Raw genomic sequence first — 16,929 nt, 5'->3', positions numbered from 1 at the left:
AAGACGTGGTTCTAGCAGTTCCCCAGGCCACAGCAGTTCCCCAACCTACGAGGCCCAACCGAGAGGCAGAACATGAGTTCGTCGGAATCGCAGTCGGCCACCGCGCAGATCGGAGTTACCGGCCTGGCCGTGATGGGTTCGAACATCGCCCGGAACTTCGCCCGGCACGGCTACACCGTTGCGCTGCACAATCGGTCCATCGCCAAGACCGATGCGCTGCTGGCGGAGCACGGTTCCGAGGGAAAATTCGTCCGCAGCGAAACGATCGCCGAGTTTCTCGCCTCGCTGCAGACCCCGCGGCGAGTGCTGATCATGGTGAAAGCCGGCGAGCCGACCGATGCCGTCATCAACGAACTCGCCGACGCGATGGAACCCGGTGACATCATCATCGATGGCGGCAATGCCTTGTACACCGACACGATGCGCCGCGAGAAAGCGATGCGCGAGCGCGCATTACATTTTGTCGGCGCCGGGATTTCCGGCGGCGAGGAGGGCGCCCTCCTCGGCCCCTCGATCATGCCGGGCGGCCCGGCGGCATCCTACGAATCGCTGGGCCCGCTGCTCGAGGAGATCTCTGCGCATGTCGACGGCGTTCCATGCTGCACACATATTGGCCCGGACGGCTCCGGCCATTTCGTCAAGATGGTCCACAACGGGATCGAGTACTCGGACATGCAGCTCATCGGCGAGGCCTACCAGCTGCTGCGTGACGGGCTAGGTATGACCTCACCCCAGATCGCGGCGGTGTTCACCGAGTGGAACAAGGGCGACCTGGACAGCTATCTCGTGGAGATCACCGCCGAAGTCTTGCGCCAGACCGACGCCAAGACCGGGAAACCGCTGGTGGACATCATCCTCGATGAGGCCGAACAAAAGGGCACCGGTCGCTGGACAGTCAAGTCGGCGCTCGATCTCGGTGTGCCGGTCACGGGGATCGCCGAGGCCGTCTTCGCCCGCGCACTGTCAGGTTCCGTCGCGCAGCGCAAGGCCGCCCAAGGGCTGGCCGGTGGCAAGCTCGGCGACAAGCCCGCCGACCGCGATACGTTCACCGAAGACGTCCGACAGGCGCTGTACGCCTCGAAGATTGTGGCCTACGCGCAGGGTTTCAATCAGATCCAGGCCGGCAGCGCCGAATTCGGTTGGGGCATCACGCCGGGCGATCTGGCGACCATCTGGCGCGGCGGCTGCATCATCAGGGCAAAGTTCCTCAACCACATCAAGGAGGCTTACGCCGCCGAACCGGATCTGGCCACTCTGATCGTTGCGCCCTATTTTCGCAGCGCTGTTGAAGCAGCGATCGACAGCTGGCGACGCGTCGTGTGCACCGCCGCGCAGTTGGGGATCCCCACTCCCGGATTCTCCTCGGCGCTGTCCTACTACGACGCCCTGCGCACCGAACGCCTGCCCGCGGCGCTGACCCAGGCACAGCGCGACTTTTTCGGTGCACACACCTACGGACGCATCGACGAGCCGGGGAAATTCCACACGCTGTGGAGTGGCGACCGCAGCGAAGTACCGGTCTAGCCGGGTAACCGCAAGGGGCAGCGATGAGATTTCTCGACGGGCACCGGCCCAGCTACGACCTGACGTACAACGACGTTTTCATCGTCCCGAACCGTTCCGACGTGGCGTCGCGGTTCGATGTCGATTTGTCCACCACCGACGGCTCAGGCACGACCATTCCCGTGGTGGTCGCCAACATGACCGCGGTGGCCGGACGCCGGATGGCCGAGACCGTCGCCCGCCGCGGCGGAATGGTGATCTTGCCGCAGGACCTGCCCATCGCGGCGGTGCAACAGACGGTCGGGTTCGTCAAGAGCCGGGACCTGGTGCTCGATACCCCGGTGATGCTGGCGCCCGACGATTCGGTGTCCGACGCGACCGCCCTGATCCACAAGCGCGCTCACGGCGCCGCGGTGGTGGTCTCCGACGGCCGCCCAATCGGTTTGGTGCGGGAAGCGTCCTGCACCGGCGTGGATCGCTTCACTCGAGTGCTCGACACTGTCTCCACCGATTACGTGACTGCCCCGGTCGGCACTGACCTGCGCACGATCTTCGACCTCCTTGAGCATGCGCCGATCGACGTCGCGGTCTTGACGACGCCCGACGGCGCGTTGGCGGGCGTGTTGACGCGCACCGGAGCGATCCGCGCGGGCATCTACACCCCGGCCACCGACTCCGCGGGCCGGTTGCGCGTCGGCGCGGCTGTCGGCATCACCGGCGACGTAGCCGCCAAGGCCCGCGCCCTTGTCGAGACCGGCATCGACGTGCTGGTCATCGATACCGCACACGGACACCAGGTCAAGATTCTCGACGCGATCAAGGCCATCTCTGCGCTGGACTTGGGTCTGCCACTGGTCGCCGGCAACGTGGTGTCCGCGGTGGGCACCCGTGACCTGCTGGAGGCCGGAGCGAACATCGTCAAAGTCGGTGTCGGCCCCGGGGCCATGTGCACCACCCGGATGATGACCGCGGTCGGCCGCCCACAATTCTCTGCGGTGCTCGACTGCGCCGCCGCTGCAAAGCAGCTCGGCGGACACGTGTGGGCGGACGGCGGAATCCGCCATCCGCGAGACGTGGCACTGGCGCTGGCGGCCGGCGCATCCAACGTGATGATCGGGTCCTGGTTCGCCGGTACCTACGAGTCCCCCGGAGACCTCATGCGCGACAGCGACGATCAGCCGTACAAGGAGAGCTACGGCATGGCCTCCAAGCGGGCAGTGGTCGCCCGGACGGCCGCCGACAGCCCCTTCGAGCGTGCCCGCAAGGCATTGTTCGAGGAAGGCATCTCGACCTCGCGAATGGGTCTTGACCCAGACCGCGGCGGCGTCGAAGACCTCGTCGACCACATCACCTCCGGGGTGCGCAGCACCTGCACGTATGTCGGCGCCTCCAACCTGGCCGAACTACACGAGCGAGCCGTCGTGGGCGTGCAGTCCGCAGCGGGCTTCGCCGAGGGCCATCCGCTGCCGTACGGCTGGTGACCCGGTTGGTGAGGGTGCCCGGCACACACCCCGCTACCATGTGAACTTCCAACCCGCAGCACCGCGCTGCGACATAGTGCCACAACCGATTCGCCCATGAACCTCACCGGCACCCTCGCCAGCTGGCTAGCGATCTTGGCGCTCACCGCCGGCACCGCCGTGTTCGTCGCGGCCGAATTTTCGTTGACCGCGCTGGACCGCAGCACGGTCGAAGCCAACGCCCGCCGCGGCACCACCCGGGACCGTTTCATCCGGCGCGCCCATCGCCGGCTGTCGTTTCAGCTCTCCGGAGCTCAGTTGGGTATCTCGGTGACCACGCTGGCGATCGGCTACCTGACCGAACCCCTGGTATCCGAGTTGCCCCATCCGGGACTGGGCGCCATCGGTATGTCGGAACGGGTGGCCGACGGCCTCACGGCCTTCCTGGCCCTGGCGGCCGTGACGTCGGTGTCGATGGTGTTCGGGGAGCTGGTCCCCAAGTATGTCGGCGTCGCGCGTCCGCTGGGGACCGCACGTGCGGTCGTGATCCCCCAGGTCGCATTTTCGGCGCTGTTCACTCCGGCCATCCGCCTGACCAACGGTGCGGCGAACTGGATCGTGCGCCGGTTAGGCATCGAGCCGGCCGAAGAGCTGCGCTCGGCGCGCACCCCGCAAGAGCTGGTGTCGTTGGTGCGCAGCTCCGCGCGCAGCGGCTCCCTGGACGACGCCACCGCGTGGCTGATGCGACGCTCGCTGCAGTTCGGCGCCCTTACCGCCGAAGAGCTCATGACGCCGCGGTCGAAGATCGTGGCGTTGCAAACCGATGACACCGTCGCCGATCTGGCCGCGGCAGCCGCCACGTCGGGGTTCTCTCGGTTCCCCATCGTCGAGGGCGACCTCGATCAGACCATCGGCATGGTGCACGTGAAACAGGCGTTCGAGGTTTCGCGGTGCGAGCGCGCTCACACGCTGCTGACCACCGTCGCCAAGCCGGTTACGGTGGTGCCCTCCACGCTTGACGGCGATGCCGTGATGGCGCAAATCCGCGCCAATACCTTGCATGCCGCGATGGTGGTCGACGAGTACGGCGGTACCGCGGGGATGGTCACCTTTGAGGATTTGATCGAGGAGATCGTCGGCGATGTCCGCGACGAGCACGATGATGCCACCCCCCACGTGATGGTGGCGGGCAGTGGCTGGCGGGTCTCGGGCTTGCTCCGGATCGATGAGGTGGCCAACGCGACCGGCTACCGGGCACCCGAGGGGCCCTACGAGACAATCGGTGGTCTGGTACTGCGTGCACTGGGTCACATACCGGCGGCGGGCGAAACCGTTGAGCTGCCAGCGTCCAATAAGGACGGACTCGCGGCCTCCTCGGCCCGCTGGCGAGCCACAGTGGTTCAGATGGATGGTCGCCGTATCGACCTGCTGGAGTTGGTCGAGCAAGGCCCCGCCGGTGAGTCCGGTGCTGAGTCCGGGTCGGAGCGGGCATCGTGATGGACTCGCTGCCGGCGGTGCTCCTGGCGCTGGTGCTGATCGCTGCCAACGCGTTCTTCGTCGGATCGGAATTCGCGCTGATCTCGGCCCGCCGTGATCGTCTCGAAGCACTCGCCGAGCAGGGCAAGGCTAGGGCGATCACGGTCATCCGGGCTGGCGAACGGCTCCCCGCGATGCTGGCAGGCGCACAGCTGGGCGTCACCGTCTCCTCGATCCTGCTCGGCCGCATCGGTGAACCGGCGGTGGCCGCGCTGTTGGAGACCCCGTTTGAGCTCACCGGCATACCGCCGGCGCTACGACACACCGTGTCTTTCGCGGTGGCGCTGGCGATTGTGGTGATCCTGCATGTGCTGCTCGGCGAGATGGTGCCCAAGAACATCGCACTGGCGGGCCCGGAGCGCACGGCGATGCTCCTAGTCCCCCCGTATCTGGTCTACGTGCGCCTTGCCCGCCCGTTCATCGTGTTTTACAACATGTGCGCAAACGCGATCCTGCGCGCAATTGGGGTCGAGCCCAAAGACGAGCTCGACAGCACAGTCTCGATGGCAGAGCTGTCCGAGATGATCGCCGAATCGGGATCTAAAGGCCTGCTGGATCGCGAGGAGCACACCAGGTTGACGCGGGCATTGCGAATTCGCACCCGGGTGGTCGCCGACGTCGCGGTGCCGCTGCCCGATATCCGGGCGGTGCCGGTGGCCGCGATGGGCTCAGGGCCCACGATCGGTGCGGTGGAACAAGCACTCGAGAAGACGGGCTACTCGCGGTTTCCGGTCGTGGATGGTGGTGGACGGTTCATTGGATATCTGCATATCAAGGACGTGCTGACGCTGGACGACGATCCGGACACCGTGATCGAGCTGGCTGTGGTGCGCCCGCTGCGCCAGATTCCGCAGACTTTGCCACTTGCCGACGCGCTGTCCCTGATGCGGCGCAGCAATAGCCACCTGGCATTGGTGACTGCCGACGACGGGTCGGTCGTGGCGATGGTGGCGTTGGAAGACCTGGTGGAGGACCTCGTGGGCACCATTCGAGACGAGACGCGTCCCTAGGCGGGTCGGGTCCGGGACCCACAGGAGCCAACGCGACTCGACGAGTCGAACCTCCCACCGACGTGGATAGGTGCCGATACATTGTGGTCTGGACCGCACTCGTGCATCCGCGGGGCGGGGATCGCACGGTAGCCGGTCGTCGGTCTACTGGGTTTTCGGCAGCGGCGAGAGGAGCCCCTAATGTCGTTCGTGCTGGCGGCCCCGGACGCGGTAGCGGCCGCGGCGTCGGATCTAGCCAGTATCGGGTCGACGATCAGCATGGCCAACGCGGCCGTGGCGGTTCCGACAACGGGGGCGTTGGCCGCCGGAGCGGACGAGGTGTCGGCGGCGATCGCGGCATTGTTCGACGCTCACGGTCAGGCGTATCAGGCCCTCAGCGCGCAGGCCGCAGCATTTCACGCCCACTTTGTCCAGACCATGACCGTCGGTGCGGGTGCTTACGCGAGTGCTGAAGCCGCCAACGTGTCACCGCTGCAGGCTGCACTCGACACGGTCAACGGGCATACGCAGGCGTTGCTGGGACGGCCGTTGATCGGTGACGGCCCAGACGGGGCGCCGGGCCAGGCCGGCGGCGACGGCGGGTTGGTGTATGGCAATGGCGGTAACGGGGGCAACGGGGTGGCCGGTCAGCCCGGCGGTGCCGGCGGTGATGCGGGGTTGTTCGGCAACGGTGGCAACGGTGGGATCGGCGGGCCCGGGGCGACCGGCTTTGCCGGCGGGGCCGGCGGGGCTGGCGGATGGCTGTTCGGCCATGGCGGCAACGGCGGAGGCGGCGGAGCCGCTACGGGCAGCGGCGCCGCGGGTCCAGGCGGTGTCGGAGGCACCGCGGTGGGCCTGTTCGGCCACGGCGGAGACGGCGGAGCGGGCGGCTTGAGCAATTCCGGCAGCGGCGGCGCCGGCGGCAATGGCGGCACCGGCGGGTTGTTGTACGGCAACGGGGGTGCCGGCGGCTTCGACATCGGGGGCGGCGCCCAGGGTGGAGACGGCGGCCACGCGCGGCTCATCGGCGACGGCGGCATCGGCGGTGTGGAGGCAGGCGGCCCGGACGGCAGCGGTGGCCGCGGCGGCAATGGCGGCTGGCTGTACGGGAACGGCGGTCGCGGCGGCGCCGACGGGGGCGGAGTCGGCAGCGCTGCTGGCGCCGGCGGCAACGCCGGGCTCATCGGCAACGGGGGTCATGGCGGCCTGGAGCACATTGATGGCGTGGGCGGGGCTGGCGGCAACGGCGGGCTGCTGTTCGGTCATGGCGGCCACGGCGGCTCCGTTGCCTTCGGCGGTCCGAACAGCGCGGGCGGCGCAGGCGGCAACGCCGGGCTGTTCGGTAACGGGGGTAACGGCGGCTGGAACGGGTCCGAGGGAGTCGGTGGCATCGGCGGCACCGGTGGGATGCTGATCGGCAATGGCGGAAACGGTGGCAGTACCGCCCGTGCCATCGGTGGTGTCGGCACTGGTGGTCACGGCGGAAATGCCATCGGGTTGATTGGCAGCGGCGGCGTCGGCGGGACGGGCGGGACCGGCTTTTCAACCAGCGCCGGGGGCAACGGGGGCAACGGCGGCCACGGCGCCCTCCTGTTCGGCGACGGTGGGGCGGGCGGATCCGGTGGGGTCGGCGGTGCCGGCGGCACCGGTGCCGGTGGCAACGGGGGCCACGGTGGCAACGCCGCCTTGATCGGGAACGGCGGCGACGGGGGCGCCGCCGGAGCGAGCCTCAGCAACACCCCGGGTACCGGCGGCGACGGCGGCAATGCCCAGCTGATCGGCGACGGCGGAGATGGCGGGCCCGGCGATTCCGGTGGGCCCGGCGGCGACGGCGGCGCCGGCGGAACGCTTCTCGGTCAGAACGGATCCAACGGGGGGTAGCCGCCCAGCTTGGCGGCTGGACGCCGGTTCGAGTGATTGCGGGGGCGGTGATCTCGCTCCGGATAACAAAGAGACACAATCGCAGCTAAATGCATGGTTGGATGTTCGTGGCGGGTTTCGTCGCGACAGCGCTGCCCAGGCACAGTCGGCTACTGACCCGAGAGGAGCCCATGATGGCGTTCGTGGTGGCGGCCCCGGAGATGGTGGTAGCGGCGGCCGCCGACTTGGCCAGCATCGGATCCATGATCACCGTCGCAAATCACGCGGCAGCGATTCCCACGACGGGCGTCCTGGCTGCCGGGGCCGATGAGGTGTCGGCTGCGATTGCCGGGCTGTTCGGCGCACACGCCCAGGCCTATCAAGCGCTCAGCGCGCAGGCCGCGGTGTTTCACGAACACTTTGTGCAGGCAATGACCGCAGGTGCTGGGGCCTACGCCAGCGCGGAGGCGGCCAACGCGTCACCGATGGCGGCCGCACTCGATGTGGTGAACGCGCCGGTGCAAGCCCTGTTGGGGCGCCCGTTGATCGGCGATGGCGCCGATGGCGGGCCGGGACAGCCGGGCGGGCCAGGGGGGTTGTTGTTCGGTAACGGCGGCAACGGGGGCAATGGCGGTGTCGGCCTGCCCGGTGGTGCTGGTGGGGATGCCGGATTGTTCGGCAACGGCGGCAATGGTGGCATCGGTGGAGCGGGCGCAACCGGCCTTGCCGGCGGGTCCGGTGGAGCCGGCGGGTGGCTGTTCGGCAATGGTGGCAATGGCGGCATTGGCGGCCTCGGCACTGGCGCGGGCAGCCCAGGCGGGTCCGGTGGGGCAGGTGGCCACGCCGTCGGGCTGTTCGGGAACGGCGGGACCGGCGGGGCCGGAGGGTCCAACACGAGCTTCATTGCCGGTGGTGCGGGCGGGGCCGGCGGCACCGGCGGGCTGCTGTATGGCAACGGCGGCGACGGCGGCTACGTTCCCTGGGGCGGAACCGCCGGCGGGGCCGGTGGGGATGCACGCCTGATCGGCCACGGCGGCCACGGCGGCTTTGTCGGCATCGCCGGCCCAGGTGGGGGCGAGGGTGGCCACGGCGGCACCGGTGGCTGGCTGTACGGCGACGGTGGTAGCGGTGGCTCCGCCTTCAGCGCTGGCGACAGCGCCGGCACTGGCGGCAATGCCGGGCTGTTCGGCAACGGCGGCGACGGCGGGCTCGCGGTCCGGGGTGGTAACGGAGGTGACGGCGGCACTGGCGGAACGCTGTTCGGCAACGGCGGTGACGGCGGCAACAGCAGTGCCAATGGTGCCGGCGGCAACGGCGGCGCCGCGGTCGGGCTGATCGGCGACGGTGGGGTTGGCGGAACCGGCGGAGTCGGCGTGGGCGGCTTCGCCGGCGGCACGGGTGGCAACGGCGGAAGTGGCGCCCAATTCTTCGGCAACGGCGGGGCCGGCGGGGCCGGCGGATCCAGTGCCGGAGCGGGCGGCACAGGCGGAAACGGTGGCAACGCCGCACTGTTCGGCAATGGCGGGAATGGCGGAGCGGCCGGCGTCGGCACCGCCGCCAGCACCGGCGGCAACGGCGGCAACGCCCGGCTGATTGGCGACGGCGGCACTGGTGGACCTGGGGATTCCCTAGGCCCTGCCGGCACCAACGGCGCGGGCGGGGCTCTCTTTGGGGATCCACTTGACCTGGTGAACGCACCCACCCAGGCGCTGTTGGGGCGCCCGTTGATCGGCGACGGTGTCGACGGGGCACCCGGGCAACCTGGTGGCGCCGGCGGGTTGTTGTACGGCAATGGCGGCAACGGTGGAAACGGTCTGGCCGGCCAGCCTGGCAGTGCCGGCGGGGCTGCGGGATTGATCGGCAACGGCGGCGCGGGAGGAGTCGGCGGGCCGGGCGCAACCGGACTTGCCGGCGGCGCCGGTGGGTCGGGTGGATGGTTCTTCGGCGATGGCGGCGCCGGCGGCGTCGGCGGCCTCGGCACCGCGGGTCCCGCGGGAGTCGGTGGGTCCGGCGGCAATGCCGTCGGGCTGTTCGGCAACGGCGGAGCCGGCGGGGCCAGCGGGGCCAGCGATGTGTTCATCGGTGCCGGAGGCGGGACCGGCGGCACCGGCGGGCTGTTGTACGGCAGCGGCGGCGATGGTGGTTCGGTGCCGTTGGGCGGCGCCAGCGGCGGCGCGGGCGGGGCTGCTCGGCTGATCGGCCATGGCGGCACCGGCGGCTTCGCGGGCGGGCTCAACGGCGTCGGTGGCGGTAACGGCGGTACTGGTGGCGCCGGCGGGTGGCTGTTGGGCCAGGGTGGCCACGGTGGCGGCACTTTCGACTCGATGGCCGACGGTGGTGACGGCGGCAACGCCGGGCTGTTCGGTCACGGCGGTCACGGTGGCTTTAGCTTCAACAACGGCGATGGTGGTGACGGCGGTACTGGTGGAACCCTGGCCGGCGACGGCGGCAGGGGTGGCGACAGCAGTGCGACCAACGGCACCGCCGGCACCGGCGGTCATGGCGGCAACGCCGTCGGGCTGATCGGCGGCGGCGGAGCCGGCGGCACCGGCGCCGCGGCCTTTGGCATTACTGCCGGTGGCACCGGCGGTAACGGCGGCCACGGCGGCCAGTGGTTCGGTCACGGCGGGTCGGGTGGCTCCGGGGGCCCCAGCGCGGCCGGAGGCGGCGTCGGCGGCGACGGCGGCAACGGTGCCGGGTGGTTCGGTCACGGCGGATCCGGCGGAGCCGGCGGAGCCAGCACGCTCGGCTCGGGCGGGGGCGGCGGCAACGGCGGCATGGGCGCATTGATCGGTGACGGCGGCCCCGGCGGCACTGCCGGCGGCGGCGTACTCCCGAGCGGAGCCGGCGGTAACGGTGGCGATGCGCAGTTGATCGGCAACGGCGGCAACGGCGGCAACGGCGATACCGGTGGGTTCGGTGGCACCGGCGGTACCGGCGGAACGCTGCTGGGCCAGAACGGATCGAACGGGGCGTAGTCCGAGCCGCCCAACCTGGACCGCCCCGAAGGCGGCCATCAGCACCGGCCCGTATGATCGCAGCGGCTACGGTGACCTCCGGATAGCTGCCGACACCGGGCCTTTGTTGCCAGCGAGCAAGCGCGCAGCGCGTCGCGGTACTGCTGTCGGCGTCGCTCGGCGGCGTGACCTGCTGTTGTGGGTCGCCCGATGCGGTAGTCGCGCTGTCGGCCGGTACGCTATGCGAATTGCCAGTAAGGGAGGAAGTAATGAAAAACCGCGTGTCGGTGGGCAACTTGCGCGTCGCCCGGGTGCTCTACGACTTCGTGAACAAGGAGGCCCTGCCTGGCACCGATATCGACCGCGACAGCTTTTGGGCCGGCGTCGACAAGGTTGTCGCCGACTTGACCCCGCTGAACCAGACTCTGCTCGCCGCCCGCGATGAGCTGCAGGCGCAGATCGATAAGTGGCACCGGCATCGGGTGATCGAGCCCATCGACGTGGATGCGTACCGCCAATTCCTCACCGAGATCGGCTATCTGCTCCCGGAACCCGACGACTTCACCATCACCACGTCGGGTGTTGACGCGGAGATCACCACAACCGCCGGCCCGCAGCTGGTGGTCCCGGTGCTCAACGCGCGGTTTGCGCTGAACGCGGCCAACGCGCGCTGGGGCTCTCTGTACGACGCCCTCTACGGCACCGACGTCATCAGCGAAAGCGACGGTGCCGACAAGGGCACGAGCTACAACACGGTTCGCGGCGACAAAGTGATCGCCTACGCTCGCCAATTTCTCGACAACTCCGTGCCGCTGTCGTCAGGTTCCTACGCCGACGCCACCGGTTTCCGCGTCGATGACGGCCAGCTGCTGGTCTATTTGCCCGGTGACGAGCTATCCACCGGACTGTTGGCCGACCCTGGCCAATTCGTGGGCTATACCGGCGATGCTCAGTCGCCGACGTCGGTGCTATTGGTCAACCATGGCCTGCACATCGAGATCCAGATCGATCGCGAGTCACCGATCGGCGCTACCGACCGCGCCGGTGTCAAGGACGTGATCCTGGAATCTGCGATCACCACGATCATGGACTTCGAAGACTCGGTATCCGCCGTCGACGCTGCGGACAAGGTCCTGGGGTACCGCAACTGGCTCGGACTCAACAAGGGCGATCTGTCCACCGGAGTCGACAAAGATGGCTCGGCGTTCACCCGGGTGCTCAACCAGGATCGCGACTACATCGCGCCCGACGGGAGCCAGTTCACGTTGCCCGGACGCAGCCTGATGTTCGTCCGCAACGTGGGTCACCTAATGACTAATGACGCGATCCTCGTGGACAACGGTGGGGCCGACGGCAACGAGGTGTTTGAGGGCATCATGGATGCGCTGTTCACTGGCCTGGCCGCGATTCACGGGCTGAAAGCCAGCAAGGGCAACGGTCCGCTGGTGAATAGCCGCACCGGCTCGATCTACATCGTCAAGCCGAAGATGCACGGTCCGGCCGAAGTGACATTCACGTGTGAGCTGTTCAGCCGGGTAGAGGACGTTCTGGGGTTGCCCCAGGGCACCCTGAAGATCGGCATTATGGATGAGGAGCGACGCACGACTCTTAACCTGCGGTCGTGCATCAAGGCCGCCGCCGACCGCGTCGTGTTCATCAACACGGGATTCCTGGATCGCACCGGCGACGAAATCCACACCTCGATGGAGGCCGGCCCCATGGTGCGCAAAGGCATTATGAAGAGCCAGCCGTGGATCCTGGCCTACGAGGACAACAACGTCGATGCCGGCCTGGCTGCCGGATTCAGCGGCCGCGCCCAGATCGGCAAGGGCATGTGGACGATGACCGAGCTCATGGCCGACATGGTCGACACCAAGATCGCCCAACCCCGCGCCGGCGCCAGCACCGCGTGGGTCCCCTCGCCCACGGCGGCCACTCTGCACGCGATGCACTACCACCAGGTCAGCGTGGTCGCGGTGCAACAGGAGCTGGCCGGCAAAAAACGCGCCACCATCGAACAGCTGTTGACGATCCCGCTGGCGAAGGAACTGGCGTGGGCTCCGGACGAGATCCGTGAGGAAGTCGACAACAACTGCCAGTCCATCCTGGGCTATGTGGTCCGCTGGATCGACCAGGGCGTCGGATGCTCGAAGGTGCCCGACATCCACGACGTGGCGCTGATGGAGGACCGCGCGACGTTGCGCATCGCCAGCCAGCTCCTGGCCAACTGGTTGCGCCATGGGGTGATTACCAGTGAGGACGTTCGCGCCAGCCTGGAGCGAATGGCGCCGCTGGTGGATCAGCAAAACGCTGCAGACTCGGCGTATCGACCGATGGCGCCGAACTTCGATGACAGCATCGCCTTCCTGGCCGCCGAAGAGCTGATCCTGTCCGGGGGGCAGCAGCCCAACGGCTACACCGAACCGATCCTGCATCGCCGACGGCGCGAGTTTAAGGCCCAGGCCGGCGACGGTGACGGCCGCTAGGCAATCTGGGACGGAGAGGACGCAGAGACTGGTATGGGTAGGCACAGCAAGCCCGACCCTGAGGATTCCGCCGATGAACCTTCTGACGAAGATCCCGCAGAACAACACGACCGGGGCTACCAGCTAGACGATCACGGTGCTGACCTCCAGGCCGGCAGCGGGTTCGACGAGGCGGCTGCTGAACCAACCGCGACCGACCAGCTGACCGACCCCCTGACCGACAACAACGTCCGGGCCGGCGACGAGCCCCCGACGTCCCCGCAGCAGAGCGGTTACGGGTCGTACCCGGATGCGACCCACCCCACCGACGCGGGCCACTACCCTGCCGCTGGCGCCTACGCGCCCGCGGGCGCGGGCGAGTACCCCGATTTTTCATCGCCCCCGGCAGGCTCGGAACCAGCGGGTCCGGATCCGTCAGCGATCGCGCCGCCGCCGTTGCGCGCCGGCCATCGGGGACTCGGTGAATCTCAGGGCGGTCACCGCGGTGTCGGCGGACGACGTGGCGTCAGCATCGGCGTAATCGTGGCCTTTGTGACCGTCATCGTGGTGGTCGCAGGGGTGATCCTGTGGAGTTTCTTCGGTGACGCGTTGTCCAACCGTTCGCACACGGCCGCGGCGAGCTGCGTCGGAGGCAACGACACCGTCGCGGTCATCGCTGACGCGTCGATTGCCGGCTACGTCAAGGACTTTGCCGACAGCTACAACGCGTCGGCCGGTCCGATCGGTGACCGCTGCGTCGCAGTGGCCGTGAAACCTGCGGGCTCCGACGCCGTCGTCGGCGGATTCATCGGCGAATGGCCGAGCGACCTTGGCAGCCGACCGGGATTGTGGATCCCCGCCAGCTCGATCTCCGCCGCGCGGCTGTCCGCTGCGGCAGGTCCGCAAACGATTAGCGACAGCCGCCCACTGGTGACATCGCCGGTGCTCGTGGCCGTTCGGCCGGAATTGCAGCCGGCACTGGCCAATCAGGACTGGGCGGCACTACCCGGCCTGCAGTCCACCCCCGACTCGCTGGCCGCCCTGGACCTGCCAACGTGGGGCTCGCTGCGCCTGGCACTGCCGATCGCCGGCAATGCAGACGCGTCGTTGCTGGCCGGCGAAGCAATAGCGGCCGCGTCCGCCCCGGCGGGTGCGTCGCCGACGGCCGGCATAGGTGCAGTTCGCACCCTGATGAGCGCGCAACCCAAGCTCGCCGATGACTCCCTCACGGAAGCGATGAACGCGCTACTCAAACCGGGTGATTCGGCGGCGGCACCGGTGCATGCAGTGGTGACCACGGAGCAAGCGCTGTTCGAGCGCGGCCAGTCGCTGTCGGACGCCAAGAACACGTTGAGCTTCTGGCTACCGCCCGGGCCAGTTGCGGTCGCCGACTATCCGACGGTGTTGCTTGGCGGTTCGTGGCTGTCGCAAGAGCAGACCACTGCGGCCAGTGCGTTTTCCCGGTATATGCATAAGCCAGAGCAACTCGCGAAGCTCGCCGAGGCGGGTTTCCGCGTTAACGATGTGGAACCGCCCGCCAGCCCCGTGACCAGCTTTCCGGCGTTGTCTTCGACACTGTCGGTCGGTGACGAGGCCACCCGCGCCACGCTGGCCGACAGTATGGGCGCACCATCGAACGGCGTGGCCGCCACCATCATGCTCGACCAGTCGATGCCCCAGGACGAAGGCGGCAAGTCCCGGCTCGACAATGTCATTGCGGCGCTGGAGAACCGGATTCGCGGAATGCCGCCCAGTGCGGTCGTCGGCTTGTGGACATTCGACGGTCAGGAGGGACGAACCGAGGTGCCGGCCGGGCCGTTGGCCGACCCCGTCGACGGGCAGCCCCGCTCAGAGGCCCTGACAGCGGCGCTGAACAAACAGTATTCCTCTAACGGCGGCGCGGTGTCGTTCACCACCTTGCGGTTGATCTATCAGGACATGCTGGCCAATTACCATGACGGCCAAGCTAATTCAATTCTCGTCATTACAGCGGGGCCGCACACCGATCAAACCCTCGATGGGCCGGGGCTACAAGATTTCATCCGGACGAGCGCCGACCCGGCAAAACCGATCGCGGTCAACATCATTGACTTTGGCGACGACCCAGACCGGGCAACCTGGGAAGCCGTCGCGCAGCTCAGTGGGGGCACCTACCAAAACTTGAGCACGTCGGCCTCCCCCGACCTCGCTACCGCAGTCACCATCCTGTTGGGCTGATCGCCGGGCTACCCCTGATGGCGTACAGCGGCTCGGATGCGGCCTGGTACCCCCCACAACCACCAGAACCCAGGCGCCCAAAGTATCGGGGAATGCGTTATTCCTCTTGCTATGTGACGATGCGTGACGGCGTGCGGATCGCCATCGACCTCTATCTTCCCGCGGGCCTCACCAACGGCGTCCGGGTACCGGCGATCCTGCACCAGACCCGCTACTACCGGTCGATGCAACTACGCTGGCCTCTGCGGATGGTCTTCGCAGGCTTGCCTTTTCAGCACATCGCCGGAGACAAACGGCGCCGACGACGCTTCGTTGCCGGCGGCTATGCGTGGGTCGACGTGGACGTACGCGGGTCGGGTGCGTCCTATGGTGCCCGCGTCTGTGAGTGGTCACCGGACGAGATCCGTGACGGCGCCCACATTGTCGACTGGATCGTGCGCCAGCCGTGGTGCAACGGAAAGGTTGCCGCGCTGGGAAACTCGTACGACGGCACGGCGGCTGAGCTCCTGCTGGTGAACCAGCACCCAGCGGTGGAGGTGATCGCGCCGTGTTTCGCGCTGTTCGACGCCTTCACCGATATCGCCTTCCCCGGCGGCATTCACGCCACCTGGTTCACCGAAACATGGGGGCGCTACAACGAAGCCCTCGACCGCAACGCGCTGCATGAGGTCGTCGGGTGGTGGGCGAAGCTCCCGCTCACTGGCGTTGCGCCGGTGCAAGGCGACCGTGACCGCTCGCTGCGGGCGGAGGCTATCGCCGCGCATCGCGACAACTACGACGTCCATGAGCAAGCGTTGTCGTTGACGTTTCGTGACGACATAGCCCCATCGGATCCCTACCATCGCCAACTCGGCAGCGGCTTCGAGCCTATCGGGGCGCCCATCGATGAGTCGGGCAGCATCAATCTGATCAGTCCGCACAACTATTGGCACGACATCGAGGCGTCGGGAGCCGCTGTCTACAGCTATAGCGGCTGGTTCGACGGCGGGTATGCCCATTCCGCGGTCAAGCGCTTTCTTACCCTCTCCAACTCGGGCAGCCGGCTGACGCTGGGACCGTGGAACCATACTGGCGGCTGGCACGTCGATCCCCTCCGCGGGCTGAGCAAGCCAGGTTTTGATCACGACGGCGAGTTACTGCGGTTCTGCGACTATCACCTCAGGGGCCGTGACACCGGCATCGGTTCGGAACCGCCGGTGCACTACTTCACCATGGTGGAAGACCGTTGGAAATCGGCCGATTCCTGGCCGCCGCCCGCCACCATGCAAAGCTACTACTTCGCCCCAGCGCGACAGCTGAGTCTGGATGCGCCCGATTCCGATGCCGGCGCCGACGACTATGTCGTGGACCGGACGGCCGGAACCGGTGAGCACTCCCGCTGGCGCGCGCAAGTCGGCATCGGTGGACACGTTCGCTACCCGGACCGCAACATCCAGGACGCCAAGCTGTTGACCTATACGTCCGCGCCGCTTCGTCATCCCGTCGAAGTCACCGGCCATCCTGTCGTCACCCTGTTTGTCACCTCGACCACCAGCGACGGCACGTTTTTTGTCTATCTCGAGGACGTCGATGAGCGTGGCCACGTCGTCTACATCACCGAGGGTCAGTTGCGCGCCATCAACCGTCGGCTCAGCGAAGCGCCGCCACGGTACCGCCAGCCGGTCCCCTACAGAACGTTCAAGCGCAGCGACGCGCAGGCTCTTGTCGCGGGCGAGATCGCGGAGCTGACGTTCGACCTGCTGCCCACCTCGTACCTGTTCCAACCGGGGCACCAGATCCGTGTCGCCATCGCCGGCGCCGACGCCAGCCACTTCGCGATCCTGCCCGGCGGACCACCGGTGCTGCACGTCCACCGCAGCCGGCTACGCGCTTCCCGGGTCGATCTACCGGTCGTGCGGCGCTAGCCGGGGCAGCCGGCCCCTCGGCTCTCACCGCTATGAGC

Annotated in this window: 9 protein-coding genes; all 9 read left to right on the top strand. The window is 68.0% G+C overall.

Annotated elements, in window-relative coordinates:
• The first annotated feature begins 72 nt into the window (after positions 1 to 72).
• The 9 genes from gndA to F6B93_RS11235 all read left to right on the top strand — a co-directional run bounded on the left by gndA (position 73) and on the right by F6B93_RS11235 (position 16,891).
• A complete protein-coding gene (gndA, locus tag F6B93_RS11275; protein WP_211699175.1) occupies positions 73 to 1,524 on the top strand; it encodes an NADP-dependent phosphogluconate dehydrogenase in 1,452 nt (483 codons plus the stop codon).
• Between the two features lie 23 nt (positions 1,525 to 1,547).
• On the top strand, positions 1,548 to 2,984 hold the full coding sequence (locus F6B93_RS11270) for a GuaB1 family IMP dehydrogenase-related protein (protein WP_211699174.1): 1,437 nt from the start codon (positions 1,548 to 1,550) through the stop codon (positions 2,982 to 2,984).
• A 96-nt stretch (positions 2,985 to 3,080) separates the two neighbouring features.
• The gene (locus F6B93_RS11265) at positions 3,081 to 4,460 is read left to right on the top strand and encodes a hemolysin family protein (protein ID WP_211699173.1); all 1,380 of its coding nucleotides are present in this window, start codon (positions 3,081 to 3,083) and stop codon (positions 4,458 to 4,460) included.
• Positions 4,460 to 5,509 (top strand): hemolysin family protein, encoded by a 1,050-nt coding sequence (locus F6B93_RS11260; protein ID WP_211699419.1) that lies wholly within the window; start codon positions 4,460 to 4,462, stop codon positions 5,507 to 5,509. The genes F6B93_RS11265 and F6B93_RS11260 overlap by 1 nt, the downstream gene beginning before the upstream one ends.
• Positions 5,510 to 5,689: 180 nt before the next feature.
• On the top strand, positions 5,690 to 7,369 hold the full coding sequence (locus F6B93_RS11255) for a PE family protein (protein ID WP_211699172.1): 1,680 nt from the start codon (positions 5,690 to 5,692) through the stop codon (positions 7,367 to 7,369).
• A 173-nt stretch (positions 7,370 to 7,542) separates the two neighbouring features.
• Positions 7,543 to 10,326, top strand: a complete 2,784-nt coding sequence (locus tag F6B93_RS11250; protein WP_211699171.1) for a PE family protein — start codon at positions 7,543 to 7,545, stop codon at positions 10,324 to 10,326.
• A 248-nt stretch (positions 10,327 to 10,574) separates the two neighbouring features.
• Positions 10,575 to 12,791: a malate synthase G gene (locus tag F6B93_RS11245; protein ID WP_211699170.1), complete on the top strand. Its 2,217-nt coding sequence runs from the start codon at positions 10,575 to 10,577 to the stop codon at positions 12,789 to 12,791.
• A gap of 33 nt (positions 12,792 to 12,824) precedes the next feature.
• A complete protein-coding gene (locus tag F6B93_RS11240) occupies positions 12,825 to 14,987 on the top strand; it encodes a substrate-binding domain-containing protein (protein WP_211699169.1) in 2,163 nt (720 codons plus the stop codon).
• Between the two features lie 17 nt (positions 14,988 to 15,004).
• A complete protein-coding gene (locus F6B93_RS11235) occupies positions 15,005 to 16,891 on the top strand; it encodes a CocE/NonD family hydrolase (RefSeq protein WP_211699168.1) in 1,887 nt (628 codons plus the stop codon).
• Positions 16,892 to 16,929: the final 38 nt, after the last annotated feature.

Source organism: Mycobacterium spongiae, assembly GCF_018278905.1.
Classification (GTDB): domain Bacteria; phylum Actinomycetota; class Actinomycetes; order Mycobacteriales; family Mycobacteriaceae; genus Mycobacterium; species Mycobacterium spongiae.
The sequence above is the reverse complement of the archived record's forward strand: the minus strand, read 5'-3'. Positions and strand labels throughout refer to the sequence as shown.

Bases quoted from the DNA above. Each gene is read 5' to 3' on its own strand.
- gndA (WP_211699175.1), top strand. From the start codon at position 73: ATGAGTTCGTCGGAATCGCAGTCGGCCACCGCGCAGATCGGAGTTACC.
- F6B93_RS11270 (WP_211699174.1), top strand. From the start codon at position 1,548: ATGAGATTTCTCGACGGGCACCGGCCCAGCTACGACCTGACGTACAAC.
- F6B93_RS11265 (WP_211699173.1), top strand. From the start codon at position 3,081: ATGAACCTCACCGGCACCCTCGCCAGCTGGCTAGCGATCTTGGCGCTC.
- F6B93_RS11260 (WP_211699419.1), top strand. From the start codon at position 4,460: ATGGACTCGCTGCCGGCGGTGCTCCTGGCGCTGGTGCTGATCGCTGCC.
- F6B93_RS11255 (WP_211699172.1), top strand. From the start codon at position 5,690: ATGTCGTTCGTGCTGGCGGCCCCGGACGCGGTAGCGGCCGCGGCGTCG.
- F6B93_RS11250 (WP_211699171.1), top strand. From the start codon at position 7,543: ATGGCGTTCGTGGTGGCGGCCCCGGAGATGGTGGTAGCGGCGGCCGCC.
- F6B93_RS11245 (WP_211699170.1), top strand. From the start codon at position 10,575: ATGAAAAACCGCGTGTCGGTGGGCAACTTGCGCGTCGCCCGGGTGCTC.
- F6B93_RS11240 (WP_211699169.1), top strand. From the start codon at position 12,825: ATGGGTAGGCACAGCAAGCCCGACCCTGAGGATTCCGCCGATGAACCT.
- F6B93_RS11235 (WP_211699168.1), top strand. From the start codon at position 15,005: ATGGCGTACAGCGGCTCGGATGCGGCCTGGTACCCCCCACAACCACCA.